This is a genomic window from Aquitalea magnusonii, from assembly GCF_002217795.2.
GTDB classification, from domain to species: Bacteria; Pseudomonadota; Gammaproteobacteria; order Burkholderiales; family Chromobacteriaceae; genus Aquitalea; species Aquitalea magnusonii_B.
Window position 1 is genome coordinate 2,760,668 of sequence record NZ_AP018823.1, and the last position, 23,551, is coordinate 2,784,218.

Sequence of the window (23,551 nt, forward strand, 5' to 3'; positions counted from 1 at the left end):
TCATGTCAGACAACCTTGCACTCAAGGACGCGCTGTACCCGATTGCCAGTCCGGCCGGCGCCTACTATGCCGTATCCAGCCCGGAACAGGATGCCGCCCGCGTGCTGCTCACCCAGATCCTGCGGCTGGGCCACTCCGTGCCGCTAACCGAGGCCTTGCTGGCCGAGTGGAGCGACAACGATCTGGAAAAGGGCCTGGAAACGCTGTACCGGCTGCAGCGGCTGGACTTCGTGCATGGCACCGAGGCACCGCGCCCTTCGCTGGCAGTCAATCTGGAAAGCCAGCTACCCGCACTGCTGGCGGCGCTGTCGGATACCGGCCGGGCGCTGCTGGCCGACGACAATGGCCTGTATTACGCCACCGCCGGCTTTCATCATGAGTCGGCCGAGGAAATCGCCGCCCTGGCCGGCGACATCATGTCGCTTAACCGCCGCCATGCCCTGCTGTTGAAGAACAACCTCAACATCAGCAGCCTCGCCTGGTCGGTCAGCAATCCGGCAGGGCAGAGCGAACTGGGATTTTTCCCCCTGCACGTCGGGCAGCAGTCTTTCGTGCTGGTCATTGGCGGTACGCCACGCCTGCAGGATGAACACTTCGTGACGCTGATCGAGTTGCTCAGCCGTCGTTACGCTTGAACAAGCAGCAAACCCGATACGGGCCACAGAATACCCACTGGAGAAAACCATGCGTGAACAGATGCTCAAGTCCATCCTGAGTGACCTTAACGGCGCCTCGGCCGATATCGAAGCCTCAGCCATCATCTCGTCCGACGGCCTGACCATGGCCGCCCTGCTGCCGCAGGACGTGGATGAAGACCGGGTTGGTGCCATGGCCGCCGCCATGTTGTCCCTGGGCGAGCGCACCGCCAAGGAACTGGCGCGTGGCGAACTGGAGCAGGTAATGGTGAAGGGTGACAACGGCTACATCCTGATGAGCTATGCCGGCAAGGATGCCGTTCTCACCGTGATTGCCCGGCGTGAAGCCAAGCTGGGCCTGATTTTCCTCGATGCCAAACGCGCTGCGCGCAATATCGCAGAAATTCTCTGAGCCCTGCAGGCAACCGGTGGCCGGTGGCCTTCACGCCCGCCAGCCCCGGCAGCGCCGCTCCGGACAGCGCTGCCTCTGCACCATTGTCAACCGCAGCTTGCACCACAGTTTGCACCCGTGTGTCATTAAGGTGCATTGCCGTCATTTTTCTGTATTTTTTACAGCAACATTAATCAATCAGCACATAATGCCGGGCTGAAAAAACGGCATCGGCACGACTTTTCCCCACCCGCCCGCACCGTGGTTTACGCTCAGCCAGCCCCGTCCCTGCCGGTATCACGGTCAAAATGACGGTTGCCCGGCATTTTTGGGCATGCTTATTGCCTTACCCCCAATACAAGCCATCAAGGGGGAATGCGCGATGCACCAGATTACACCGCTAGACCACACCCACTACGACGAAATGCTGGCACCGGATCAGGACACCCGTCCGTCCTACCAGCGTTTCGCCAACTGGCTTAACCAGGCACCGCTGGCCTGGCTGCGCGACAAGCAAAGCGAAGCCGACACCCTGTTTCGCCGCGTCGGCATCACCTTTGCCGTGTATGGCGATGAAAGCGGGTCCGAACGGCTGATCCCGTTCGATACCATTCCACGCATCATCTCCGCCAGCGAGTGGAAAACGCTGGAAGCAGGCTGCATCCAGCGCGTCACGGCGCTCAACCGCTTCTTGCACGATATCTACCACGAGCAGGACATCCTCAAGGCCGGCATCATCCCGCCGGAGCAGATTCTCACCAATGCCGGCTACCAGTTGGCCATGCAGGGCATAGATCTGCCACGCCAGGTGTACGCCCATATCGCCGGGGTGGACATCATCCGCCACAGCGACGGCGGCTTTTACGTGCTGGAAGACAATCTGCGCACCCCGTCCGGGGTGAGCTACATGCTGGAAAACCGCAAGATGATGATGCGGCTGTTTCCCGAGCTGTTTGCCAACCACGACATCACGCCGGTGGAACACTACCCCAATATGCTGCTGGACACCCTGCGCTCGGTGGCACCGGCCGAGGTGGATAATCCCACCGTGGTGGTGCTCACCCCCGGCCAGTACAACAGCGCCTATTTCGAGCACGCCTTCCTGGCCAGCCAGATGGGGGTGGAGCTGGTGGAAGGGCAGGACCTGTTCGTCAAGAACGGCCATGTCTACATGCGCACCACCTCCGGCCCGCAGCGGGTGGATGTGATCTACCGCCGGCTGGATGATGCCTACCTGGACCCGCTGGCCTTCAATGCCGGCTCCATGCTGGGCGTGCCGGGGCTGATGTCGGTGTACCGCGAAGGCCGCGTCAGCGTATGCAATGCGGTGGGCACCGGCGTGGCGGATGACAAGTCCATCTACCCCTATGTGCCGGACATGATCCGCTTTTATCTGGGCGAAGAACCCATCCTGCACAACGTACCCACCTGGCAGTTGCGCAAGCCGGATGATCTGGCTTATGTACTGGCGCACCTGCCCGAACTGGTGGTGAAGGAAGTCCACAGTGCCGGTGGCTACGGCATGCTGGTTGGCCCTGCCGCCAGCCAGGACGAGATCGAAGCCTACCGGCTGCGCATTCTGGAAGACCCGGCCAACTTTATCGCCCAGCCCACGCTGTCGCTGTCCACCTGCCCCACTTTCGTCGAAGCCGGCATTGCGCCGCGCCATATCGACCTGCGCCCCTTTGTGCTGTCGGGCAAGAAAGTACAACTGGTGGCCGGCGGCCTCACCCGCGTCGCCCTGCGCGAAGGCTCGCTGGTGGTCAACTCGTCGCAAGGCGGCGGCACCAAGGACACCTGGATTCTGAAGGAGGACATCACATGCTAAGCCGAATGGCAGGGTGCCTGTACTGGATGGCACGCAATATGGAACGCGCCGAAAACACCGCGCGCTTGCTGGATGTCAGCCTGCAGATGTCACTGCTGCATGCGTCCTCGCAGGACGACCTGCTGGTGCCGCTGGATGTCACCGGCAGCACCGCCGACTTCCTGCAACGTCATCACACCCCCACGCCGCAAGCCGTGCTGCACTACCTGGCACTGGATGGCGACAACCCCGGCAGCATCTACAACTGCATGCGCAATGCACGGGAAAACGCCCATGTGGTGCGGGTGAAGATCACCACCGAAATGTGGGAACAAGTGAATGGCACCTGGCTGGAAATGCGCGAATGGCAGCGCCGCGGGCTGGACACCCGCAGCGCATCCACCTTTCTGGAATGGGTGCGCGAACGCTCACACCTGTTCCGCGGCGCGGGCTACGGCACCATGCTGCGTAACGACACCTTCCACTTTTCCCGCCTGGGCACCTTCATCGAACGCGCCGACAACACCGCGCGCATCCTGAATGTGAAAACCAAGCAGATCAGCGACAACGAGCCGGAAGCGGAAAACATCCTAGACTACTACCAGTGGGCGGCGCTGCTGCGCTCGGTGTCCGGTTTCGAGGCCTACCGCGACATCTACCGCGACAGCATCACCCCGGAGCGGGTGGCCGAACTGCTGATCCTGCGCCACGACATGCCGCGCAGCCTGCGTGCCTGCTTTGGTGAAATCAACAAGGTACTGGCGCGCATCGAAGGCCAGGCAGGCCGCGCCGCCCGCCGCCGCGCCAGTGAAATCCAGGCCCGGCTCACCTACAGCAGCATCGAGGACATCTTTGCCGACGGGCTGGAGCAAACGCTGGACAGCCTGATCGACGACATCATCCTGCTGGGCAATACCATCCACCACAGTTACCTGGAAGCTGCCTGAGCGCAGACCGGTTCGCACCACCAGAAAGGGATAGCCATGCGACTTGCCATCAGTCATGAAACGCTGTACCGCTACGACAGCCCGGTACGCCACAGCACCCAGTACCTGCGCCTGACGCCACAAGCCGGCAATGGCCTGCAGATTCTGGACTGGCAGCTGGAACTGCCGGTTGCCGCCCATCGCAGTACCGACAGCTACGGCAACATCCTGCATGTGCTCACACTGGACTATCCGCATCAGGAAATCCGCATCAAGGTCAGCGGCACGGTGGAAACCGACACCACCACCCCGCTGTGCGACGATCTGCCGCCGCTATTCTTCCTGCGCCAGACCGAGCTGACCACCCCGGACGAGGCACTGCGCCGCTTTGCCGCCGCTTACCGCCAGCCCGTCCCCAGCCTCACCCAGTTGCAAGCGCTGGTGGAAGGCATTCGCGAGCACATGCCCTTCTTGCCTGGCGAAACCCAAAGCCACACCCCGGCGGCGGCGGCCTTCGCCAAAGGTGCCGGCGTGTGCCAGGACCACACCCATGTCTTTCTGAGCTGCGCCCGCCAACTGGGCATTCCGGCGCGCTATGTCAGCGGCTATGTCTACTCGCCGGCCCATGCCGCCGACCACGTCTCCAGCCATGCATGGGCCGAAGCCTGGGTGGACGGTGCCTGGCACAGCTTTGACGTGGCCAATGCGGTGGCCGCCAACGAACATCACCTGAAGCTGGCCATCGGCATGGATTACCTGGATGCCTGCCCGGTGCGCGGCGTGCGCTTTGGCGGTGGCACCGAAAGCATGAGCGCTCAGGCGCGTGTCTGGCTGGACGGACAGTAGCAAGCCAGCTAGATTGGTTTAACTCCACTTTTCAAGTAGCTGCATCATGACTTACTGCGTCGCCATGAATCTTGCGTCCGGCATGCTGTTTGCCTCGGACTCCCGTACCAATGCCGGGGTGGACCACGTGTCCACCTTTCGCAAGATGCAATTTTTCCAGCAACCGGACGAGCGCCTGCTGGTGATGCTGTCCGCCGGCAACCTGGCCACCACCCAAAGCGTGGTCAGCCTGCTGCGCCAGCGCGCCAACGCCAGTAGCGGCAAGGGCGAGCGCAACATCCTGAACGTACCGTCCATGTACGACGCCGCCTGCCTGGTGGGCGATACCCTGCGTGAAATTGTCGAGCGCGATGGCCCCACCCTCAGCCAGTCCAAGATCGAAGTCGGCTGTTCCTTCCTCCTGGGCGGGCAAATCCGGGGAGAGGCACCGCGCCTGTTCAACATCTACCCGCAGGGCAATTTCATCGAAGCCACGCCGGACACGCCCTACTTCCAGATTGGCGAAGCCAAGTACGGCAAGCCCATCATCGACCGCGTGGTCAACTACCACACCCCGGTGGAAGACGCCGCCAAATGCGCACTGATCAGCTTTGACTCCACCATGAAGAGCAATCTGTCGGTCGGCCTGCCCATCGACATGCTGGTATATGACAAGGACGACTTCGGCCCCGGCATTCACCAGCGCATTACCGAGCAGGACCCCTACTTCCAGCAATTACACACCGGCTGGGGCCAGGCCTTGCGCGAAGCCTTTGCCGCGCTGCCGCCGATGCGCTGGAAGGAATAAGAGCGGCAAGGAGGTGGGCAGCCCGGCCCGCGATCAGCGATAATGGCGCATTGATACCGAAAGACCCGCCGATGAAACACGCTCCGCTGACCGAGGCCGACTACCAGCGCCTGTCCACCACCCTGCAACGCTTTTCCCGCCTGCAGTGCATGAACCTGGAAAAGCTGGACGGTTTCTTTACCGCCTTGCTGTGCGGCCCGGAAGCCATCAAGCCCACCGAATGCCTGCCGCTGATTCTGGGTGATGCCTTTGATGACGAGCAGGCATTCCGCAGCGAAAAGGATCTGGAAAAATTTGTCGGCCTGCTGATGGGCCACTGGCTGGATATCGCCCACACCCTGCAACAGGGTGCGGAATTCCAGCCCTGGCTGGATGCCGATGAACAAGGCGTGGTACACGGCAATGACTGGGCCGAAGGTTTTGTCGAAGGCATGCAGTTGCAGCAGGACGACTGGAACCTGCTGTTTGACGATGCCGACCATGCTGGCGCGCTGGAAGCCATCATGGCGCTGGCCTTCGAGCGCCACCCGGACCCTGAAATGCGCCCCTACATCGACAACAGCGACAGCAGCCAGCGCGAACAATGGCTGGCCGCCATCTCGCCTGCCGTGCAGGAAATCCACCAGTTCTTTGCCACCATCCGCGCCCAGATGGAAGCCGAGCTGGCAGACGATGAAGCCGACCGCCAGCAGCACTGAGCTTGACAGCCCGCCACGCTGGCTGACGCGCAGGCACGGCGGGCCGCATTGGTTTTAAAATCGCTTTCTTCGCGGAAACAGCACAAGCATGCTTGCCGCTGGCATAAACCGGCCTAAAGTAGCATTGACTGTTTGTCGCTGCCGGGTGCTTACATTAGAATGTTCAACAGAACAGGGCCGCAATTTGCGGCCCGTATCTGTTATATAGAGACGCATGAGAAATCCGGACGACAAAAAGCCTGATCAACGCCTGCCGGCAGATCTGGCAAGACGTGCCACTGCCATCATCGAATTGCCCGACGGCGTGCTGGTCACTGCCGCACGCGGGGGGCGCTACAACCTGCCTGGCGGCAAGGCCAATCGCGGCGAGTTGCGCTCCCAGGCATTGATCCGCGAAATCCGTGAGGAAACAGGGCTGCGCATCAACTCCATGCTCTACCTGTTTGACCACATCACCCCGCACAATGCGCACAAGGTCTATCTGTGCATTGCCCAGGGACAAGCCCGGCCTCAGGGTGAAATCGAGCGCATTGCCCTGGTGTCCTCACCGGATACCGACCTTGACCTGTTTGTGGAAAGCCGCGCCATCTTGCGTCGCTACGCCCGGCTGCGCAATGAAGAAACCGCCAAGGGACAGGCCTTGCGCGCCATTTTGGGGCTGGCGCGTTACATCGCCAAGGTGGACTGAGCCAATATGCCCGGCACAACTGCCTCAGGCTGGCTACTGCTGGACGAATTCGGTTTTCACCACCAACTGGCCGCCCTGCCTGGCAATACCCTGATCCTGTTCGGTCAGCCCGGCTGCTCGGCCTGTCGCGCCTGGCAGCGCTTGCTGCAGGACTGGCAAGCCGAGCCGCTGCAGCAACTGGCCTATGTCGATGTGCAGCAAAGCATGGCCCTGGCTCATGCCTACGACATCTTCCACCTCCCCACCCTGCTGCTGTTTGTCAACGGCCAGTATCACGGGCAGTTGCGCAGCGCCATGCGGCGCGAGGCCTTCGCGCAGGCGCTGCAAACACTGCTGGCCAGCCCTCCGGACGAAGAGCCCTGAGCCCAGGCCTTGCTGCAGCAACAACAAGGGCTGCCCGCGGGCAGCCCTTGTCAGTTGGCGTGAAGGATGGCAGCACAGTGCTTACAAGTCAGTGCCTGCCTTGCTGGCAGCCGGCGCATCCACTGCCGGTGCCGTCGCCTCACCAACCGGTGCCAGCATATCTTGCGGAATGGTCACCCAGCCCATGCTGGCGGCCAGTTGCAAGGTCATCGCCAGCGTCAGCATGGCCACCGGGGCAAACAGCATCACCCCCAGCAGCACCCGCACACGACTGACCGCAGACACCACCGCCAGGCCATTCACCATCAATGCGATGGTCAGCAAGGACAAGGCCAGGTCGGCACCCAGCGCGGCATCGTCCGGCAGCCAGCTAGTCAGCGGCTCGACAAACTGCAGACTGTTGCACAGCACGATCAGACCGAACAGCGAGCCCGTAGGCTGCCACTTGGCCAGCCGCAGCCACACCGTGATGAACTGGGTGAACAACAGGGTTTCCAGCCAGGTAAACAGCAGCATGAACAGCATGCGGCCGGCAATATTGTTACCCAGTTCACCGGTGCCGCCACTGGCGACCAGACCGAGAACCGTCAGCAACAGTGCCGGCATCCAGCGCGGGTACTGGTATTGCTCCAGCGGCCCCACCCGGAAGCGTAGCAGGCCCAGCAGATCATCGATCAGACGGTGCATGATGCCGGCTCAGTCAAAGACAACAGTTTTGTTGGAATAGGACAGAATGCGGTCATCCACATGCCAGCGCACGGCACGGGACAGCACCACTTTTTCCAGATCGCGGCCTTTCTGGATCAGGTCTTCCACATCGTCACGGTGCGAAATGCGGGTCACTTCCTGCTCGATGATCGGACCTTCGTCCAGATCTTCCGTCACGTAATGGCTGGTCGCGCCAATCAGCTTCACACCGCGGGCAAAGGCGCGGTGATACGGCTTGGCACCATCGAATGCCGGCAGGAAGCTGTGGTGGATGTTAATCACCCGGTCCGGGTAGCGCTTGACGAACTCGCCGGACAGCACCTGCATATAACGCGCCAGCACGATGAAATCGGCACCAGCCTCTTCCAGCAGGCGGAACTGTTCGGCCTCGGCCTCGGCCTTGTTCTCACGCGTTACCGGCACAACGTGGAAGGGAATGCCGTTGAACTCCACCAGACGGCGGCAATCTTCGTGGTTGGAAATCACCAGCGGAATATCGCAGTTCAGTTCGCCAATGCGCCAGCGGTGCAGCAGATCCACCAGGCAGTGTTCGTACTTGGATACGAAAATGGCCATGCGCGGCTTGCGGCTGGACAGGGAAACCTTCCAGGTCATATTGTGCTCGGCGGCAATCGGCTGAAACGCAGCGGCAAACGCATCCATCGGCAGGGTAAAGCCGTCCAGCTCCCACTGGATACGCATCAGGAACAGGTTCTCGCTGGTATCCTGATGCTGGTCGGCATGCATGATGTTGGCGTTGTAAGTCATCAGGAAATTGGCCAGGGCCGCTACCAGGCCCTTCTTGTCCGGCGCACTGATCAGCAGCGTGGCCGATTGACGGGTATTACTCATTATTACAGTCTCTTTGTCATTACATGATCAACGGCAGCCTTGCGGCTGTCACTTGCCAATTCCGCGTCGCCGTCACCATCCGGCAAAAGACAAACGCCACACGCCGCAGGGATGACTACTCCCTGCAGACTGTGGCGCTGGTTGCCGGTGACGGGATCAGGCGTTCAGATTGGCCGAATCCAACGTATTCTGCAACAGCGTTGCCACGGTCATCGGACCGACACCACCCGGCACCGGGGTGATGAAACTGGCGCGCTCGGCAGCGGTGGCGAATTCCACATCGCCAGCCAGCTTGCCGGTATCCAGGCGGTTGATACCCACATCAATCACCACGGCACCGGGCTTGATCCACTCACCCTTGATGAAGCCGGGAATGCCCACCGCCGCCACCACGATGTCGGCCTGGGCCACTTCATGTGCCAGGTCGGCGGTGGCGCTGTGGCACACCGTCACCGTGGCACGGGCCAGCAGCATTTCCAGCGCCTGCGGACGACCAACGATATTGGATGCACCCACGATCACGGCCTTCTTGCCCTTGGGGTCGATGCCGTACTCTTCCAGCAGGGTCATCACACCACGCGGCGTGCAGGGACGCAGCAGCGGCATCTTGATGGCCAGCCGGCCCATATTATAAGGGTGAAAACCATCGACATCCTTTTTCGGGTCGATGCGTTCGATCACGGCCTGCGGATCGATCTGCTTGGGCAGCGGCAGTTGAACCAGAATGCCATCCACCGTGGCATCGGCATTCAGGGTATCGATGATGTCCAGCAATGCCTGCTGGCTGGTATCCGCCGGCAGGTCGTAAGCCACCGAGCGGATGCCGGCCTTTTCGCAAGAGCGCTTCTTGCTGCCCACATACACGCTGGAGGCCGGGTCGTTGCCAACCAGAATGACCGCCAGTGCGGGTGCGCGCTTGCCTGCCGCCACCCGCTGTTTCACGCCTTCGCCTACCTTGGCGATGAGTTGTTCTGCTACTGCCTTACCATCAATGAGTTGCGCCGCCATGCCTGATTCCGTATGGAACTTGAAAAGAGGCGGCAATTTTCTCATTTTTTGGCTTTTTACGAAACCACAAAAATACATTAGGAATAATTTCACGTAAAGAAAAATTCGCAAAATAAGCATCTATATATCATGCAGTTAGTCCCGCTACGGCTACAGCCGGGCGCAGGATGGACCACACCGGGGTTGAACGCCCTCCCAAAAAAGATTGCAACTCGGTGTTGACAGGAAAAGGGCCTATCCGTATAGTTGCGGTCTCTGTCGTCGGGGCGTAGCGCAGCCTGGTAGCGCACCTGATTTGGGATCAGGGGGTCGCGAGTTCGAATCCCGCCGCCCCGACCAGAAAAAGCCCGATAAGTGAGTGCCCGTAGCTCAACTGGATAGAGCACCGGCCTTCTAAGCCGGGGGTTACAGGTTCGATTCCTGTCGGGCGCGCCAGTACCCCAGTTTTTGTAGTCACTGGCAGTCGTTGTAGAATGCAGTACCCTGTGGTGGATGTAGCTCAGTTGGTAGAGTCCAGGATTGTGATTCCTGTTGTCGTGGGTTCGAGCCCCATCATCCACCCCACCCTCTTTCAGACGGCCAGCCCCAGGCTGGCAAGTCAACCCGCTTCGGCGGTGGATGTAGCTCAGTTGGTAGAGTCCAGGATTGTGATTCCTGTTGTCGTGGGTTCGAGCCCCATCATCCACCCCAGTCTTGCAAGAAAAACCCGGCCATGGCCGGGTTTTTCTTTTGCTTCTGGCAAAATCTTTCACATTTGCGACCCAAACCTACACGATGCCCTCTTGTCTGACAATGGAAGCCCCGTATAATCGAATACATTTGCATTTATCCGATTGACTGACAGACCCTAAAAACCATGACTACCCTGCAGCCGATCAAGCGCCAGACGCTGACCAGTGCCGTAACCGAATCGCTTCGCCAGCGACTGCTCTCCGGAGAATTCGTCGACGGCCAGCAATTGCGCCAGGAAGCGCTATCCAATGAATACGGCGTCAGCCGCGTGCCGGTACGCGAAGCCCTGCGCCAACTGGAAGCCGAAGGGCTGATCCAGATTATCGACCACAAGGGCGCCGTGGTGTCCAAGCTGTCGCTGGAAGACGTGCTGGAACTGCTGGAAATCCGCGCCATGCTGGAAGGCTCGGTGCTCAAGGCATCGATTCCCTGTCAAACCCCGGCCGACATTGCCCTGGCCGAGCAGACCCTGCACGAATTCGAAGTCGCCCTGCAGAAGAACGATGTGCGTCACTGGGGTGAGCTCAACGCGCGCTTCCACCTGGCGCTGTACCGTGCGGCCAAGCGCCCCAATACCCTGGCGCTGATTGAACAACTGCACAACAAGACCGACCGCTACACCCGCATGCAGATCCTGTTTACCCGCACCATGGAGCGCGCCCACGAGGAGCACACCCGGCTGCTGGAACTGTGCAAGCAAGGCGCGGCCGAGGAAGCCGCAGAGTTCATCCGCTTCCACATCCTGTCTGCCGGCCACGCACTGGAGCACTACCTGCAGGGGCAGCAAGGCCACTAAGCCTGCCACACACCACACCCGCCACGACCAGCCCAGCGCTGGTCGTTTTGCTTATGGCCCGGACTACACCCCCTGGTACGGCTGGTAGGTGCTGCGCCAGCGCTCCGCCTCCACCCGCAGGCAATCCGCCAGTTGCAAGGTAGCCGGACCGGCAAGCGCCGGATCGGCCAGAATCAGATATAGCGCCGCCTTGCGCAAAGCACCATGCGCCAATGGCAAGGGCTTGAGCCGCCCGGCGGCCACGCCGTCGGCAATGCGGTGCCAGGCCAGCCAGCCAAAGGCAAAGCCCTGCTCCACCGCAGCAATGGCCGTTTCCGGTTGCGACACTGTCCAGCGCTGCCAGGCCCCCAGCCAGCCCTCATCGCGCGGCTGGCGCTGGCCGGAGTCGCGCAACACCACTTGCACATGCTGCTGCAAGTCTTCCATTTCCAGCGCCCGTCCCAGGCGGTGCAAGGGATGATCCGGCGCGGCACAGGCGACAAACTCAGCCTCCAGCAGCCAGTCACCCAGAAAACCCTGCGGCACCCGCCCCGCCACCGCCAGCTCCACCTGCTGGCCATGCAGCGCATCATCCGCGCCGGACATCACCACCTCGTGCATCTGCAGGCGGGTACTGGGGCAATGGCTGGCAAACTGCCCCAGCGCCGGCAATAGCGCCGGCGTGGGAAACAAGCTGTCCACCGCCAGCCGTACTTCGGCCTCCCAGCCTTGCAGCAAGGAGCGCGCCTTCTCTTCCAGCCGCAATGATGCCGCCAGCACATTTTGCGCATCGCGCAGCAACACCTCGCCTGCCGGAGTAAGCCGCATGCGCCGTCCTTGCGCCTGCAGCAAGGCAACACCCAGTTGCTGCTGCAATTGCGCCACCATATAGCTGACTGAAGACTGGCTGCGGTGCATGGCCTTGGCCGCCTGGGCAAAGCCGCCCTCACGGACAATGCATTGCAAGACCTGCCATTGCTCCCAGGTGGTTTTAGCCTGTTTCATACATTTGATTTTTCGATTAATTACTACTGATTTTTGCGCTTTTTTATTCAAATTTCCACTGTAATAATGCAGTCCATGATCAACGGCCAGGCCCAGCAACGCCGGCCCCGACAAGGAGATGCAAGATGAGCACACACAACATCAGCCGCGAAGTGGAACGCCTGGTCAATGGCATGGAGGTTTCAGACGGTGCCGGTGTCCGCCTGTTGCGGGTACTGACCCACGACCTGCAACGCCGGCTGGACCCCTTCCTGATGCTGGACGAATTCCGTTCCGACAATCCGGACGACTATATTGCCGGCTTTCCGGACCACCCGCACCGTGGCTTCGAAACCGTCACCTACATGCTGGATGGCCGCATGCGTCACCGCGACAGCACCGGACAGGAGGGCCTGCTGGGACCGGGCGGCGTGCAGTGGATGACTGCCGGGCGCGGCCTGATTCACTCCGAGCTGCCAGAGCAGGAAGACGGCCTGATGCATGGCTTCCAGCTATGGGTGAACCTGCCGGCCAAGAACAAGATGATAGACCCGTGGTATCGCGACATCCCCGCGGCGGAAATTCCCGAACTGGACAGCGCCCAGGGCAGCCGCCTGCGGCTGATTGCCGGTAGCGTGGACAAGCAGCCTGCGGCCATCCAGCGCCCGGATACCGAGCCGCTGTATCTGGATGTGCATCTGGCCGCCGGACAGGATGAATTCCTCGCCATTCCGGCAGGCCATAATGCATTCATCTATGTTTATCAGGGTGAGCTGGAAGCGGGCAGTCACGGCCAGCCGGTGAAGCAGCGCCAGATGGCTATTCTGGCCAATGATGCTGCAGCCGGCGGCATCCGCATCACCAGCGCCGCACCAGCGCGCTTCCTGCTGGTGGCGGGCAAGCCCTTGAACGAGCCGATTGCCCAGTGGGGGCCGTTCGTGATGAATACCCGTGCCGAACTGGAAGCGGCGGCTGACGATTTCCGCAATGGTCGTTTCTGAAACCACCCCCGCAGCCGCGCCGGCCAGACTGGCTGGCCGGCTTTCCACCGGAGCCGCCAAGATGAACACATGGAGTGAGCGCATCAGCGCCAAAACCAGCGATATCGGCTTTGCGGTGCGCCGCCTGCTGCCCAGCCGTAGCGCACGCCATATCGGCCCCTTCATTTTTCTGGACCACATGGGCCCCGCCCACTTCAATCTGGATCAACGCGATAACGACGTGCGGCCGCACCCGCATATCGGTCTGGCCACCCTCACCTATCTGTTCAGCGGCGCGCTGATGCACCGTGACAGCCTGGGTAGCGTGCAGCGCATTGAGCCGGGCGCGGCCAACCTGATGATTGCCGGGCGTGGCATCGTGCATTCGGAACGCATTCCGGAGGACATCCGCCGCAGCGGCACCCCGGTGGAAGGCCTGCAACTGTGGCTGGCCTTGCCGGTGGCACTGGAAGAATGCGCACCGGCCTTCATCCACTACGACCGCGGCGCCCTGCCCTCATGGCAGCAGGATGGCTGCCGGATACAACTGGTATTGGGCGATGCCTGGGGCCGCAGCGCACCGGTAGCCTTTCCCGGTGACGCACTGTATGCCGTGGTGGAGATGGATGCCGGAGCAACACTGGACATTCCGCCGGGCTTTGCCGAGCGTGGCATTTATCTGGCCAGCGGCAGCATCAGCCTGGGCGATGAAAACCTGGCCAGTGGCGAACTGGGCCTGCTGCCGGAGACGGCCACACCGCTGTGCATTACCGCCCGCGAGCCCAGCCGCCTGGCGCTGCTGGCCGGCCCGACGCCGGATGCCCACCGCATTCTGGACTGGAACTTCGTCTCCACCCGGCTGGAGCGCATCCGCCAGGCCAGGGACGACTGGCAGCAGGGACGCTTTGCCCCGGTGCCGGGCGAAACCGAGTTTATCCCCTTGCCATCACGCTCTTGATACCGTCTTCCGACAGACTGTTTCGAAGTCAATGCGGCTGGCGCACGGCAGCGCCAGCCTTAACCAGAAACCCCTGACCACGCAGGGTTGAATTCTCTTAATCTATCAAAGATATTTTCTTTTGGAATGATAAGTACTTTCCACAGTCCCTCAGTTGCGGTGACCAGAAACTCCAGTTCTGGCGTCATGCTGTGGCCAACAGAATTTGTCGATGGAGAAGATCATGTTCAACCGCAAGTTGCATGCACAACTGGAAACTCAAGCCGCAACCAATCAGGAGCTGCAGGGCTTGCTGGACGCAGTCAGCGCCTCTACCGCCATCATCCGCTTTGATCTGGACTGCAAGGTCATCCACGCGAACGAAAACTTTGCCCGGACCATGGGTTATGCCAGCGCCGCCGAGCTGATTGGCCTGCATCACCGCAGCTTCTGCGATGCGGCCTATGCCAACTCCAACGACTACGCCAGCTTCTGGACAAGCCTGCAGCGCGGCCAACCCTTCTCCGGCCTGATCAAGCGCAAGAAGAAAGACGGCAGCCCTGTCTGGCTGGAAGCCAGTTACAACCCGGTACACGATGGCAGCGGCAAGCTGACAGGCTACGTCAAGTTTGCCAGTGACGTGACCGACAAGGTCATCGACGCGCAGAAAAACCAGGCCGCACTGACTGCCATCGACCGCTCGATGGCAGTCATCGAGTTCCAGCCAGACGGCACCATTATCCGGGCCAATAGCAACTTCCTGAACACCATGGCTTATGCCAAGGAAGAGCTGATCGGGCGCAATCACCGTCAACTGTGCAGCAACGACATGGTACAAAGCGAAGGCTACCAGCGCTTGTGGAACAATCTGCGCAGCGGGCAGTTCTTTTCCGGCCGCATTGTCCGGCTGGCCCGTGATGGCAGTGAACGCTGGCTGGAAGCCACTTATAACCCGGTATTCGATACCGAAGGCAAGGTGATATCCATCATCAAGTTCGCCACCGACATCACTGAAGCCGTCAAGCGGCAGCGCCAGGAGCAGGATAGTGCGGTGTTTGCGTTCAACACCTCACAGCAGACCCGTCACTGGGCTGACGAGGGGGTCAGCAGCGTACAGCAGGCGGTACACGAAATAGAAGACATGGCGGTTGATATTGCGCGTGCCGGTGATAATGTCCAGCAGCTAGGCACAAACTCCGAGCACATCGGCAGCATCGTGCAGACCATCAAGGACATCGCGGATCAGACCAATCTGCTGGCGCTGAACGCCGCCATCGAAGCCGCACGAGCAGGCGAAATGGGACGCGGCTTTGCCGTGGTGGCCGATGAGGTGCGCAAGCTGGCAGAGCGCACCAGTGCGTCCACGGCGGAAATCTCGCAGATGGTGTCATCCATCCAGACCAGCACCGGAGCGGCCGTGGACAGCATGGGCGTGATTGGCATCAAGGCACGTTCCAGCGTGGACAATGTCGGCAAGGTAGGCGACATCATTACCCAGATCCGCAGCGGGGCAGAATCGGTTGTCACGGCCATTCAGCAAATCGCCAGTGAACGCGGCGTCAATACCTGAGCAACAAGGGCCATGCCTGCGCGCTTGACAGCAGCAAGGCGTCGCCAGTGCAAGCCACACGGATGCGGACAGTCGCTGTCATACGGCAAGCAGGCAAAAGCCGGTAACAGGATGTTCCTTGCCGGCGTGTTTAGCCGGCCAAGTATCGCAGCTTGTCCAGGCACTACTGTCTTGGCTTGTCGGCCGGGTAGGCATACACCACCCGGCCACGTTCCACCTTGCCGATCACCGGCACATTCAGCTCCAGCGCCTCGTGGTCGTTGCGGCTGAATGGCTGCTTGTAAGTGGTGATGACGCCGGCCACCGGCTGACGCAGGTTTTCCAGCGCCCGCACAATGGCCACACCATCTAGTGAACCCGCCTGGCGGATGGCTTCGGCCATCAGCTTCATGCCGTCATAGCCTTGTGCCGCCGAGGGCGGTGAGGGAATGCGCCGGGTGTGGAACAACCACTGGTAGCCATCCAGAAAGTCCCGCCGCCGGGGGGTGTCGTCTTCGGCCGGAATATAACTTTGCACCATGCGCGCGCCCTCGCCATTGGGGCCGGCATTATCGATGAAATTGGACATGGACAAGGTCCAGCTACCGATGATGGGCACCTTCCAGTCCATGCGTGACATGGTATTGGCCAGCTCGGCCAGCTCCGGGCCGATGGCATAGGTGAGAATGGCCTGGCTGCCGGCATTGCGTGCCTGCAGCAGTGCATTGGCCATGTCCCGTTCCTGCAGGTTGAAGCGCGCCACATAGCTGGGCTTCAGGCCGTTCTGCCCCAGCGCACGTTCCAGCTCCATCAGGCCCTGATAGCCGTAATTGGTGTTGTCGGCAAAAATGGCCAGCTTGCGATAACCCGAACGCTGCACCGCCTCACGCACAATCAACGGTGCTTGCAGGTCGTCCGCTGCCGCCACCCGGAAAATATAGTTGTCGGTATTGCCATGCAGTGGAAACTGCCGGGTCAGGATGGCGGCGGTGGCCACCGCCAGCATCACCGGCACCCGCGCGTCCTGGTAGTTCTTGCTGGCCGCCAGCGCCACCCCGGTATTGACGAAGCCCACCACCGCCACCACTCGGTCCTGGGTGAGCAATTGCTGCGCCACCTTGATGCCGCGTGCCGGGATGCCACCATCGTCGCGCTCCACCAGCTCGATGGGCCGCCCCAGCACACCGCCGCTCTTGTTGATTTCGGCGGCGGCCAGCCGGATGCCATTACGCATGCTCAGCCCCATCGGCGCAGAGCCGCCGGTAAAGGCGCCGGGAACGCCAATGCGGATTGGTTGCGGTGCCGCCAGCGCCAGGCTGCACACCAGACCCAACCACACTCCGCCGATTATGCTGCTGCGCATGCCGCCCATCTTCCTGCCTGATCAAAGCCAGCCGCGAGATTACCCCCGGCTGCGGCATGGACTCAAGTGCCATGCGCACCGGCTGATGATCAGGCGACAACCACGGGCCAACCCTTACAGCCAGGCTCGGCCAGTTGTCGTACACTGGAGAAAACCATACTGGCCAGTACATGTTGCTGGCTTTTGCCACCTCTAGCCCACCGCCTCCCTATGCGCACACCCCGCTTTTACGCGTTCCGCAAACGCAGTGGCTGGTATCAGCTATTTCCCAACACCACCATCGTGCTGTTCTTCCTCACCATGGGCGTGATGCTGTGGACGCTGGATGCACGCGAAGCCGAACAGCAAAAAAGCAATCTGGCCCGTGACGCCCTGTGGGCCGAACAAACCCTGCAACTGAAGCTGGAAGATAATCTGGCCCAGTTGACCGACCTGGCACGCAGCATGGGCAGCGGCGAAACCGACGAAGCCGGCTTCCAGACCCAGGCTTCACAACTACTGGCCAACACCCCGGAAATGCTGGCGCTGGCGCGCAGCGACAACCACGGCACCCTGCGCTGGACCGCGCCCTATGAAGATGGCCCGCTGGCCCCAGGCGGCAGCATCCAGGCCCCAGCCGCCTTCAAACAGGCCCAGCAAAATGGGCGTTTTGCCTACAGCACACCGTTTAAGCGCAGCAATGGCAACTGGCGCTATGAACTCCATATCCCGCTCTACCAGAACGGCCAGTTCAACGGCATGCTGGTGGCCATGTTCGATGCCGACAATGTGGTACGACGGCTCCCCCCGGCCTGGTTCAGCGAAAAATACCAGTTGGAGCTGCAAACCCGTGATGGCAAAACCATTGCCGCCAATGCCGCCAGCCGCATGCGCGGCGGTGTGGCAGAAAAACTGGAACTGCCCGGCACCGGACTGGTGATTACCGCCCGCCCGGTAAAAGGCGCGATGACCCAGGCCCGGCTGCTGCAACTGGGACTGATCGGCGGCATGGCCTTGCTCACCCTGCTCAGCCTGCTCAGCCTCAACCGCCATATCCGTGGCCGGGTGGAGGCCGAACGCGAACGCGACCGGGTGTACCGGCTGTCGCAGGAAATGCTGGGCGTGGTGCGGCGCGATACCACCATCCTGCAGCTCAACCCGGCCTTTGAAAAAGGCCTGGGCTACAGCGCGGACGAGCTGCTGGGTACTTCTTTCCTCAATTATCTGCTGCCGGAAGAACGAGAAACCGCGCGCGAAAGCTTCGAGCGCATGTTTGATACCGGCGGGGCCGACCGCTTTGTCCAGACCCGCATCCTCACCCAGAGCGGCGAGACCCGCTGGATCGTGTGGGCGCTCAGCCCCTTGGCCGACAGCGGCGTGGCCTATGTATCCGGCCGCGACATCACAGCCGAAAAACAGGCCGAGCAGGCACTGCGCCAGGAATCGTCCTTCCGCAAGGCCATGGAAGATTCGCTGGTGGTGGGCATCCGTGCCATCGACCTGCAAGGGCGCATCACCTATGTCAACCCGTCTTTCTGCGCCCTCACCGGTTACAGCGAACAGGAATTGCTGGGCCTGGCACCGCCCTACCCCTACTGGCGACAAGGCCCGCAAGGTGAAGGCAACCGGCGTGATCTGGACGATACCCTGGCCGGCGATGCGCCGCCGGAAGGTTTCCAGTCGGTGATGCAACGCAAGAATGGCGAGGTGTTCGACGCCCACATCCTGGCCTCGCCCTTGATTGATGCCCGTGGCCACCACACCGGCTGGATGGCGGTGCTGACCGACATTACCGAGCGGCTGGAAGCACAACGCCGGCTGGAAGCCTCGCACGAGCGCTTTGTCACGGTAATCGAAGGGCTGGACGCAGCCGTGGCCGTGGTGGACCCGGCCACGCTGGAGCTGCTGTTCTGCAACCAGCGCTACCAGCAATGGTTCACACCGGACCAGCCCGCCGACAGTCAGTTAGGCTATTGCGACTTGCGCCTGGTAGAACTGATGCGCAGTGCGCGCGACGTGGACATGGAAGTATGGATGGACCCGCCCTCGCGCTGGATCTCCATGCGCCGGCGCAGCATACGCTGGGTGAATGGCCGCATCGTGTCCATGACCATCCTCACCGACACCACCCAGCAGCACGACGCCGAAGAACGCTACCAGCAGCAGATGCAGCAACTGCAATCCACCTCGCGCCTGGTCACCATGGGCGAGATGGCCTCCACCCTGGCGCACGAGCTGAACCAGCCGCTATCGGCCATCGCCAACTACCAGGCAGGCTGCATCGAGCGCATCCGCCAAGGCAAAGCCACCCCGGAATCACTGCTGCCGGTGATGGAAAAAATCACCGCCCAGGCCGAACGCGCCGGCACCGTGGTGCGCCGCATCCGCGAGTTTGTCAAACAAAGCGAGCCGGACCGCAAAACCTGCCAGCTCACCGACATCATCGAAGCCTCGCTGGCCATTGCCGATATCGAAGCCCGCCGTCAGGCCGCCACCATCGATATCCAGTTGGAGAAAACCCTGCCAGCCTTGTATGTCGACCCCATCCTGGTGGAACAAGTGCTGCTCAACCTCATCAAGAACGGCATCGAATCCATGCAGGACTGCCCGCCCACCGAACGCGTACTGCATGTGGAAGCACGCCAGCTCAACCCGCGCCGCATCGAAGTGGCCATCAGCGATCACGGCCACGGCGTCCCGCTGGACCTGAAAGAACGCCTGTTCGATGCCTTCTTCACCACCAAGGCCGAAGGCATGGGCATGGGTCTCAACATCTGCCGCACCATCATCGAGTTCCACGAAGGTCAATTGTGGGTGGAAGACAATCCCGGTGGTGGTAGTATTTTCCGATTCACGCTACCGGTGTCCGAAACATGAGTGCCAGTACTCCCCAGGTTCACATCGTCGATGACGACGAAGCATTCCGTGACTCGCTGGTTTTCCTGCTGGAAAGCCACGACTACGCCATCTCCTGTCACGCCAGCGCAGAAGCCCTGCTGGAAGACTTCCAGCCGCGCGGGGCCGGCTGCCTGATCGTGGACATCCGCATGCCCGGCATGAGCGGACTGGAACTGTTTGATGAACTGAGCGCACGCCACAACCCCTGGCCGGTCATCTTCATCACCGGCCATGGCGACGTGCCGATGGCGGTGCAGGCAGTCAAGCGCGGCGCACACGACTTCCTGGAAAAACCGTTCAACCAGCAGGCCCTGCTCAATACCGTGGACAGCGCCCTGGCGTTGAGCCAGCAACAACAGGCCAGCAGCGCCGCGCGCGACCGCTTTGCCGAATGCCTGGCCTCGCTCACCATCCGCGAACGCGAAGTGCTGGACAAGGTGGTGGAAGGCAAGATGAACAAGGTGATTGCCGACGAACTGGGCATCAGCATCAAGACGGTGGAAGCCCACCGCGGCAAGATGATGGACAAGATGAAAGTGCGCTCGATTGCCGACCTGGTGCAGGCGGTGATGGCCAACCGCTAGCCCCATCCGGATACCCATCCCGCAGGATCAGTACAATCCCTAATAGAAACAGCGGTTTCCAGTGCGTAACATGCAAACCGCCCTGTTTGTACACGCACTCTTGACCGCGCGCACAAACCACGCTTGCACGGCGTCGACATGGGGTGAAAGTTAACCCTCCGTCGGAGCCATGCTCTGACATTGCAGCCCCCCGACCAGCATGCTGGCGGGGTGTTTTTTTGTCTGCACGCCGGGCAAATTGCCTCATAGCTCAGACGCTGTGGCCAGTACCGTGCCAGCAGCGTTCATGACAAACCAGCAATCAACCGTAAGCAGTTGATAGCGAACTGGTCCAACCTCCCCCCAAATTCCGCTTTAAAAAACATCAATGCTTGACCCACCAATCCAACAGCGTCTCATCTGCAGGGTCTTCAAAATTCTTATAAACATTAGCGTAATACCATTCCACACCAACTCTCGATTTAAAATCATCAAAAAACCTATTAATAGCCTGAATATCATTGCTTGATGGAACAGAAAGAGCCAGATTCCCACCATTTACACCACCCAGACTACCACCCAATTCGCTTAGCACAGTTTGATCCAATCGTTCAATCTCTTCATCCGCAATTTCATCAGCATAAATTTGTATGCAAAAATTCCCACCCCGCCTCAATACAACTGCTGGTTGATCTATCTTCTCTATACGAATCAAATCTGCTTTCGCCATATTTAATGCCAAGCCAGGCGACGACAGCAACTCGTAGCAACCATCCCCAGTGGAGATTGCAGGCAGTTCCTCATACACGGGCCCTAAATCGTTATATCCAGCGTACACATTTATTAGACAAGCCGCTTCGCTTTCCATTGAATTACACACATCAAACCTTAGTCAACAACACACATTATCTCAACCAACAAGATAAGACCATTAATGCCCACGCAAACCCTAATCGGCCAAAATACACATAAAACCATCAAACAGGATAATACCTCATACTATTCAATCTGAAATCCTGCAGTGTATTAAACACAAGATCATCAATCGGCATAAAATCAACACCCTTTAGATCGACTTCCTGCAGCGCCAAAACCAACTCTGCAGACACAACCAAGCTCAATTGACCAGTTGCCGCATCAAACATATCAAACATGTCAAAATCAAAATCAGCTCTAACCCTGAACACTTCAAACATATCATTAAACTCACCCACCATTTTGCTACACTTAAAATCCACAACATCAGCCATGGAAATTCTTTTTGTTCTACCCACAAAAAACAAACCGCCATCTGATTCGACCAGATCTTTTATCACTCGAACAATCTGCTTAATTTCATCAAAACTAGTTTTATAATTTTTAATTACATTTAAAAATTTCTCACTAAAAACATAGAAATAATCCGACCCTCTTCTAATATCACAATCACAACAATCCTTATTAGCCATCAAAATCAGACCATCAGGAAATGGCATCAATTTCCCACCAAATCTTTTAGGACCAGCATACCATGGCTTTTTACCATAATGCTGAAGGCTATCCTTATCTACACCATCCACCAATATTGCAGAATAGAAACCGGAAGCACACCCATTACTCTCACTCATCACTGCCAAATAGTATTTTTTCATAAAACCCTCAACTTAGCCTTTCCGGACAAGTTCCCGTGACCAAAGGAGATCTCATTTGCGACCTTCTCTCATCCTGCAATCTACCTATTCGCACCCGAGCCTCAGCTGCTGAAATTCGACCAGCTTCATAGTTTCTTCTGATTACACTTACATCTGCATCAACAGATCTCGAATAATTAGCATGAGAACCATTATGGTAATACTTCCTATTTGCGGAAGCTGCTCCAGACTGACTGTCAGGCATTAGAACCCCATTCGACCGATGATCCCTCATCCCCGCCATACCAATATCATCAAAAAAATCCTCATTTTTATTCCATATTTCTTGAGGAATTATGTGCTGAGCTTGCTTTTTATCACCCTTAACACCTGCCAGACTTTTATCCAAAGCACAACTACCGCCTGCCTTTTTCAAGCCCCAAGGGTCAACCCACTCAATTGGGTTATCTGCAAATTTATGGATATTTAACCCACCAAACAACCCAATCGGATCGCGCGAGATAAACCGCCCTATCTCCGGATCATAGTAGCGATAGCGGTTGTAGTGCAGCCCTGATTCGTCGTCATGATACTGCCCCTGGAAGCGGAAGGGGTTGCGGATGCCGGCGGAGGCTGCGGCCTCGGCAATCACTTCCCGTGCTTCGCCCCAGGCCTGGTAATCCATCTCCAGTGCCAACTGGCCTTGCGCATCGGTAAGGGCTTGCGGGGTGCCGAGGTGGTCGGCGTGGTAGTAGTACACCGCGCGCGGGGCGGATGGCTCCGGGCCGGCCTGCAGCAGCGGGTCGCGGTCTGGGTCGTAGGGGTTGTACTGGTTCCACGCCGGCACTTTCACACCCTGGATGGCGTCGGTGTGCCCCTGGACCAGCGGGATGTGGAGCGGCTACCATCGCCGCAGTCTGGTCGAAACGAAGATGTACTGTTTCAAATTGCGGGCAGACCGAATTAAGTCACGGAACTTTGATCGGCAGCTGGAGGAGCTTCAAATCTGTACAGCGATTCTGAACCGTTTCTCAGCATTCAGCACACCGCAACGATCCATATCAGATAAGTCCATCTGGGGATTGGGGCTACTCAGCCTTTAACTGATTTTTTCAACAAAGCCATTTCATTTATAAATCACCCTCCTCAGGAAAATCTTGCCAAACATCTTCATAGCCTGAATCATCAATGATGAATTTAAATCCCTGTGATAGCGCAAGGTACTTTTCAATGGCCGGGAGCATTTCCGACAAGTGGCTAGCATGAATTGGCTTGTAGAAATCATCTTCCCCTGAAAATTCCCCGCAATGAATAAACCATTCAATATCATCGGGGTGCTCTTTTATGACGCGCACACCATATATAGGCATCTTTCCGATGGTCTGCACTGCCAGTGCAACCATTTCTTGCCCAGCTATGGGCAAGTATGGGGAATTAAATTTCTTGCAAACAACTTCTTGTGCTTTTGTCAT

The 23,551-nt window shown here is 59.3% G+C and carries 24 protein-coding genes, 4 tRNA genes and 1 pseudogene; 20 read left to right on the top strand and 9 right to left on the bottom strand.

All coding sequences use genetic code 11. The features are described from left to right. Positions 1-2: 2 nt before the first annotated feature. From DLM_RS13075 to DLM_RS13115, 9 genes are all read left to right on the top strand, one after another. A complete protein-coding gene (locus tag DLM_RS13075) occupies positions 3-635 on the top strand; it encodes a hypothetical protein (protein WP_089085960.1) in 633 nt (210 codons plus the stop codon). 49 nt (positions 636-684) lie between these two features. Continuing rightward, positions 685-1,047 (top strand): roadblock/LC7 domain-containing protein, encoded by a 363-nt coding sequence (locus tag DLM_RS13080; RefSeq protein WP_045846088.1) that lies wholly within the window; start codon positions 685-687, stop codon positions 1,045-1,047. Positions 1,048-1,408: 361 nt separating this feature from the next. Further along, complete coding sequence (locus tag DLM_RS13085) at positions 1,409-2,854, top strand: circularly permuted type 2 ATP-grasp protein (protein ID WP_089085959.1); 1,446 nt, start codon at positions 1,409-1,411, stop codon at positions 2,852-2,854. Then, on the top strand, positions 2,848-3,780 hold the full coding sequence (locus DLM_RS13090; protein ID WP_089085958.1) for an alpha-E domain-containing protein: 933 nt from the start codon (positions 2,848-2,850) through the stop codon (positions 3,778-3,780). The genes DLM_RS13085 and DLM_RS13090 overlap by 7 nt, the downstream gene beginning before the upstream one ends. 36 nt (positions 3,781-3,816) lie before the next feature. Then, positions 3,817-4,605, top strand: a complete 789-nt coding sequence (locus tag DLM_RS13095) for a transglutaminase family protein (protein WP_089085957.1) — start codon at positions 3,817-3,819, stop codon at positions 4,603-4,605. A 46-nt stretch (positions 4,606-4,651) separates the two neighbouring features. Further along, entirely contained in the window at positions 4,652-5,392 is a 741-nt protein-coding gene (locus DLM_RS13100) for a proteasome-type protease (RefSeq protein ID WP_089085956.1), read from the top strand. 71 nt (positions 5,393-5,463) lie between these two features. Beyond that, a complete protein-coding gene (locus tag DLM_RS13105) occupies positions 5,464-6,090 on the top strand; it encodes a YecA family protein (RefSeq protein WP_089085955.1) in 627 nt (208 codons plus the stop codon). Positions 6,091-6,304: 214 nt separating this feature from the next. Then, complete coding sequence (locus tag DLM_RS13110; protein ID WP_089085954.1) at positions 6,305-6,778, top strand: NUDIX hydrolase; 474 nt, start codon at positions 6,305-6,307, stop codon at positions 6,776-6,778. Positions 6,779-6,784: 6 nt separating this feature from the next. After that, a complete protein-coding gene (locus DLM_RS13115; RefSeq protein WP_089085953.1) occupies positions 6,785-7,141 on the top strand; it encodes a thioredoxin family protein in 357 nt (118 codons plus the stop codon). An 81-nt stretch (positions 7,142-7,222) separates the two neighbouring features. On the opposite strand, the gene DLM_RS13120 is transcribed toward DLM_RS13115, so the two are convergent. The 3 genes from DLM_RS13120 to folD form a co-directional block, all read right to left on the bottom strand. Next, the gene (locus DLM_RS13120) at positions 7,223-7,828 is read right to left on the bottom strand and encodes a hypothetical protein (RefSeq protein ID WP_197715404.1); all 606 of its coding nucleotides are present in this window, start codon (positions 7,826-7,828) and stop codon (positions 7,223-7,225) included. A 9-nt stretch (positions 7,829-7,837) separates the two neighbouring features. Next, positions 7,838-8,701: a formyltetrahydrofolate deformylase gene (purU, locus tag DLM_RS13125; RefSeq protein ID WP_045846096.1), complete on the bottom strand. Its 864-nt coding sequence runs from the start codon at positions 8,699-8,701 to the stop codon at positions 7,838-7,840. Positions 8,702-8,857: 156 nt separating this feature from the next. After that, on the bottom strand, positions 8,858-9,709 hold the full coding sequence (gene folD / locus DLM_RS13130; protein ID WP_089085952.1) for a bifunctional methylenetetrahydrofolate dehydrogenase/methenyltetrahydrofolate cyclohydrolase FolD: 852 nt from the start codon (positions 9,707-9,709) through the stop codon (positions 8,858-8,860). Between the two features lie 262 nt (positions 9,710-9,971). Between folD and DLM_RS13135 the strand changes: the two genes are divergently transcribed. From DLM_RS13135 to DLM_RS13155, 5 genes are all read left to right on the top strand, one after another. Then, positions 9,972-10,048 (top strand) — tRNA-Pro (locus tag DLM_RS13135). A 19-nt stretch (positions 10,049-10,067) separates the two neighbouring features. Next, positions 10,068-10,144 (top strand) — tRNA-Arg (locus tag DLM_RS13140). A gap of 53 nt (positions 10,145-10,197) precedes the next feature. Continuing rightward, positions 10,198-10,273 (top strand) — tRNA-His (locus DLM_RS13145). 50 nt (positions 10,274-10,323) lie between these two features. Next, a tRNA-His gene (locus DLM_RS13150) sits at positions 10,324-10,399 on the top strand. 166 nt (positions 10,400-10,565) lie between these two features. Continuing rightward, positions 10,566-11,237 carry a GntR family transcriptional regulator gene (locus DLM_RS13155; protein WP_089085951.1) on the top strand — a complete coding sequence of 224 codons (672 nt, stop codon included), beginning with the start codon at positions 10,566-10,568 and terminating at the stop codon, positions 11,235-11,237. Between the two features lie 63 nt (positions 11,238-11,300). Here DLM_RS13155 and DLM_RS13160 read toward each other — a convergent pair whose 3' ends face one another. Next, positions 11,301-12,221 carry a LysR family transcriptional regulator gene (locus DLM_RS13160; protein ID WP_089085950.1) on the bottom strand — a complete coding sequence of 307 codons (921 nt, stop codon included), beginning with the start codon at positions 12,219-12,221 and terminating at the stop codon, positions 11,301-11,303. A gap of 125 nt (positions 12,222-12,346) precedes the next feature. Between DLM_RS13160 and DLM_RS13165 the strand changes: the two genes are divergently transcribed. From DLM_RS13165 to DLM_RS13175, 3 genes are all read left to right on the top strand, one after another. Continuing rightward, positions 12,347-13,201, top strand: a complete 855-nt coding sequence (locus DLM_RS13165; RefSeq protein WP_089085949.1) for a pirin family protein — start codon at positions 12,347-12,349, stop codon at positions 13,199-13,201. Between the two features lie 61 nt (positions 13,202-13,262). Continuing rightward, positions 13,263-14,138, top strand: coding sequence for a pirin family protein (locus DLM_RS13170; RefSeq protein ID WP_089086340.1), 876 nt, complete (start codon positions 13,263-13,265; stop codon positions 14,136-14,138). Positions 14,139-14,361: 223 nt separating this feature from the next. Then, a complete protein-coding gene (locus DLM_RS13175; RefSeq protein ID WP_197715405.1) occupies positions 14,362-15,687 on the top strand; it encodes a methyl-accepting chemotaxis protein in 1,326 nt (441 codons plus the stop codon). Positions 15,688-15,850: 163 nt separating this feature from the next. Here DLM_RS13175 and DLM_RS13180 read toward each other — a convergent pair whose 3' ends face one another. Continuing rightward, on the bottom strand, positions 15,851-17,029 hold the full coding sequence (locus tag DLM_RS13180) for an ABC transporter substrate-binding protein (RefSeq protein WP_089086339.1): 1,179 nt from the start codon (positions 17,027-17,029) through the stop codon (positions 15,851-15,853). A 210-nt stretch (positions 17,030-17,239) separates the two neighbouring features. Between DLM_RS13180 and DLM_RS13185 the strand changes: the two genes are divergently transcribed. Together DLM_RS13185 and DLM_RS13190 are read left to right on the top strand one after the other, a co-directional pair. Further along, positions 17,240-19,885: a PAS domain S-box protein gene (locus DLM_RS13185; RefSeq protein ID WP_089085947.1), complete on the top strand. Its 2,646-nt coding sequence runs from the start codon at positions 17,240-17,242 to the stop codon at positions 19,883-19,885. Then, on the top strand, positions 19,882-20,490 hold the full coding sequence (locus tag DLM_RS13190; RefSeq protein WP_089085946.1) for a response regulator transcription factor: 609 nt from the start codon (positions 19,882-19,884) through the stop codon (positions 20,488-20,490). Before DLM_RS13185 ends, DLM_RS13190 begins: the two co-directional genes overlap by 4 nt. A gap of 364 nt (positions 20,491-20,854) precedes the next feature. Here the strand turns inward: DLM_RS13190 and DLM_RS13195 are convergent, their stop codons facing one another. The 3 genes from DLM_RS13195 to DLM_RS13205 all read right to left on the bottom strand — a co-directional run bounded on the left by DLM_RS13195 (position 20,855) and on the right by DLM_RS13205 (position 22,926). Continuing rightward, entirely contained in the window at positions 20,855-21,337 is a 483-nt protein-coding gene (locus DLM_RS13195) for a DUF4265 domain-containing protein (protein ID WP_089085945.1), read from the bottom strand. Between the two features lie 109 nt (positions 21,338-21,446). Further along, positions 21,447-22,100, bottom strand: a complete 654-nt coding sequence (locus tag DLM_RS13200) for a hypothetical protein (RefSeq protein ID WP_089085944.1) — start codon at positions 22,098-22,100, stop codon at positions 21,447-21,449. Between the two features lie 7 nt (positions 22,101-22,107). Further along, positions 22,108-22,926 (bottom strand): RHS repeat-associated core domain-containing protein, encoded by an 819-nt coding sequence (locus tag DLM_RS13205; RefSeq protein ID WP_167467106.1) that lies wholly within the window; start codon positions 22,924-22,926, stop codon positions 22,108-22,110. A 46-nt stretch (positions 22,927-22,972) separates the two neighbouring features. Here DLM_RS13205 and DLM_RS13210 point away from each other — a divergent pair. After that, positions 22,973-23,182, top strand: a pseudogene (locus DLM_RS13210) (hypothetical protein); the annotation flags it as partial. 27 nt (positions 23,183-23,209) lie between these two features. Here DLM_RS13210 and DLM_RS13215 read toward each other — a convergent pair. Next, a complete protein-coding gene (locus tag DLM_RS13215; RefSeq protein WP_197715406.1) occupies positions 23,210-23,551 on the bottom strand; it encodes a hypothetical protein in 342 nt (113 codons plus the stop codon).

Excerpts from the sequence above, each read along its gene's own strand:
- DLM_RS13085 (WP_089085959.1), top strand. The coding sequence starts at position 1,409 with ATGCACCAGATTACACCGCTAGACCACACCCACTACGACGAAATGCTG.
- DLM_RS13095 (WP_089085957.1), top strand. The coding sequence starts at position 3,817 with ATGCGACTTGCCATCAGTCATGAAACGCTGTACCGCTACGACAGCCCG.
- DLM_RS13110 (WP_089085954.1), top strand. The coding sequence starts at position 6,305 with ATGAGAAATCCGGACGACAAAAAGCCTGATCAACGCCTGCCGGCAGAT.
- DLM_RS13115 (WP_089085953.1), top strand. The coding sequence starts at position 6,785 with ATGCCCGGCACAACTGCCTCAGGCTGGCTACTGCTGGACGAATTCGGT.
- DLM_RS13155 (WP_089085951.1), top strand. The coding sequence starts at position 10,566 with ATGACTACCCTGCAGCCGATCAAGCGCCAGACGCTGACCAGTGCCGTA.
- DLM_RS13185 (WP_089085947.1), top strand. The coding sequence starts at position 17,240 with ATGCGCACACCCCGCTTTTACGCGTTCCGCAAACGCAGTGGCTGGTAT.
- DLM_RS13190 (WP_089085946.1), top strand. The coding sequence starts at position 19,882 with ATGAGTGCCAGTACTCCCCAGGTTCACATCGTCGATGACGACGAAGCA.
- DLM_RS13100 (WP_089085956.1), top strand. The coding sequence starts at position 4,652 with ATGACTTACTGCGTCGCCATGAATCTTGCGTCCGGCATGCTGTTTGCC.
- DLM_RS13160 (WP_089085950.1), bottom strand. The coding sequence starts at position 12,221 with ATGAAACAGGCTAAAACCACCTGGGAGCAATGGCAGGTCTTGCAATGC.
- DLM_RS13175 (WP_197715405.1), top strand. The coding sequence starts at position 14,362 with ATGTTCAACCGCAAGTTGCATGCACAACTGGAAACTCAAGCCGCAACC.
- folD (WP_089085952.1), bottom strand. The coding sequence starts at position 9,709 with ATGGCGGCGCAACTCATTGATGGTAAGGCAGTAGCAGAACAACTCATC.
- DLM_RS13170 (WP_089086340.1), top strand. The coding sequence starts at position 13,263 with ATGAACACATGGAGTGAGCGCATCAGCGCCAAAACCAGCGATATCGGC.
- DLM_RS13090 (WP_089085958.1), top strand. The coding sequence starts at position 2,848 with ATGCTAAGCCGAATGGCAGGGTGCCTGTACTGGATGGCACGCAATATG.
- DLM_RS13200 (WP_089085944.1), bottom strand. The coding sequence starts at position 22,100 with ATGAAAAAATACTATTTGGCAGTGATGAGTGAGAGTAATGGGTGTGCT.
- DLM_RS13075 (WP_089085960.1), top strand. The coding sequence starts at position 3 with ATGTCAGACAACCTTGCACTCAAGGACGCGCTGTACCCGATTGCCAGT.
- DLM_RS13215 (WP_197715406.1), bottom strand. The coding sequence starts at position 23,551 with ATGACAAAAGCACAAGAAGTTGTTTGCAAGAAATTTAATTCCCCATAC.
- DLM_RS13195 (WP_089085945.1), bottom strand. The coding sequence starts at position 21,337 with ATGGAAAGCGAAGCGGCTTGTCTAATAAATGTGTACGCTGGATATAAC.
- DLM_RS13080 (WP_045846088.1), top strand. The coding sequence starts at position 685 with ATGCGTGAACAGATGCTCAAGTCCATCCTGAGTGACCTTAACGGCGCC.
- DLM_RS13180 (WP_089086339.1), bottom strand. The coding sequence starts at position 17,029 with ATGCGCAGCAGCATAATCGGCGGAGTGTGGTTGGGTCTGGTGTGCAGC.
- DLM_RS13120 (WP_197715404.1), bottom strand. The coding sequence starts at position 7,828 with ATGCACCGTCTGATCGATGATCTGCTGGGCCTGCTACGCTTCCGGGTG.
- DLM_RS13105 (WP_089085955.1), top strand. The coding sequence starts at position 5,464 with ATGAAACACGCTCCGCTGACCGAGGCCGACTACCAGCGCCTGTCCACC.
- purU (WP_045846096.1), bottom strand. The coding sequence starts at position 8,701 with ATGAGTAATACCCGTCAATCGGCCACGCTGCTGATCAGTGCGCCGGAC.
- DLM_RS13165 (WP_089085949.1), top strand. The coding sequence starts at position 12,347 with ATGAGCACACACAACATCAGCCGCGAAGTGGAACGCCTGGTCAATGGC.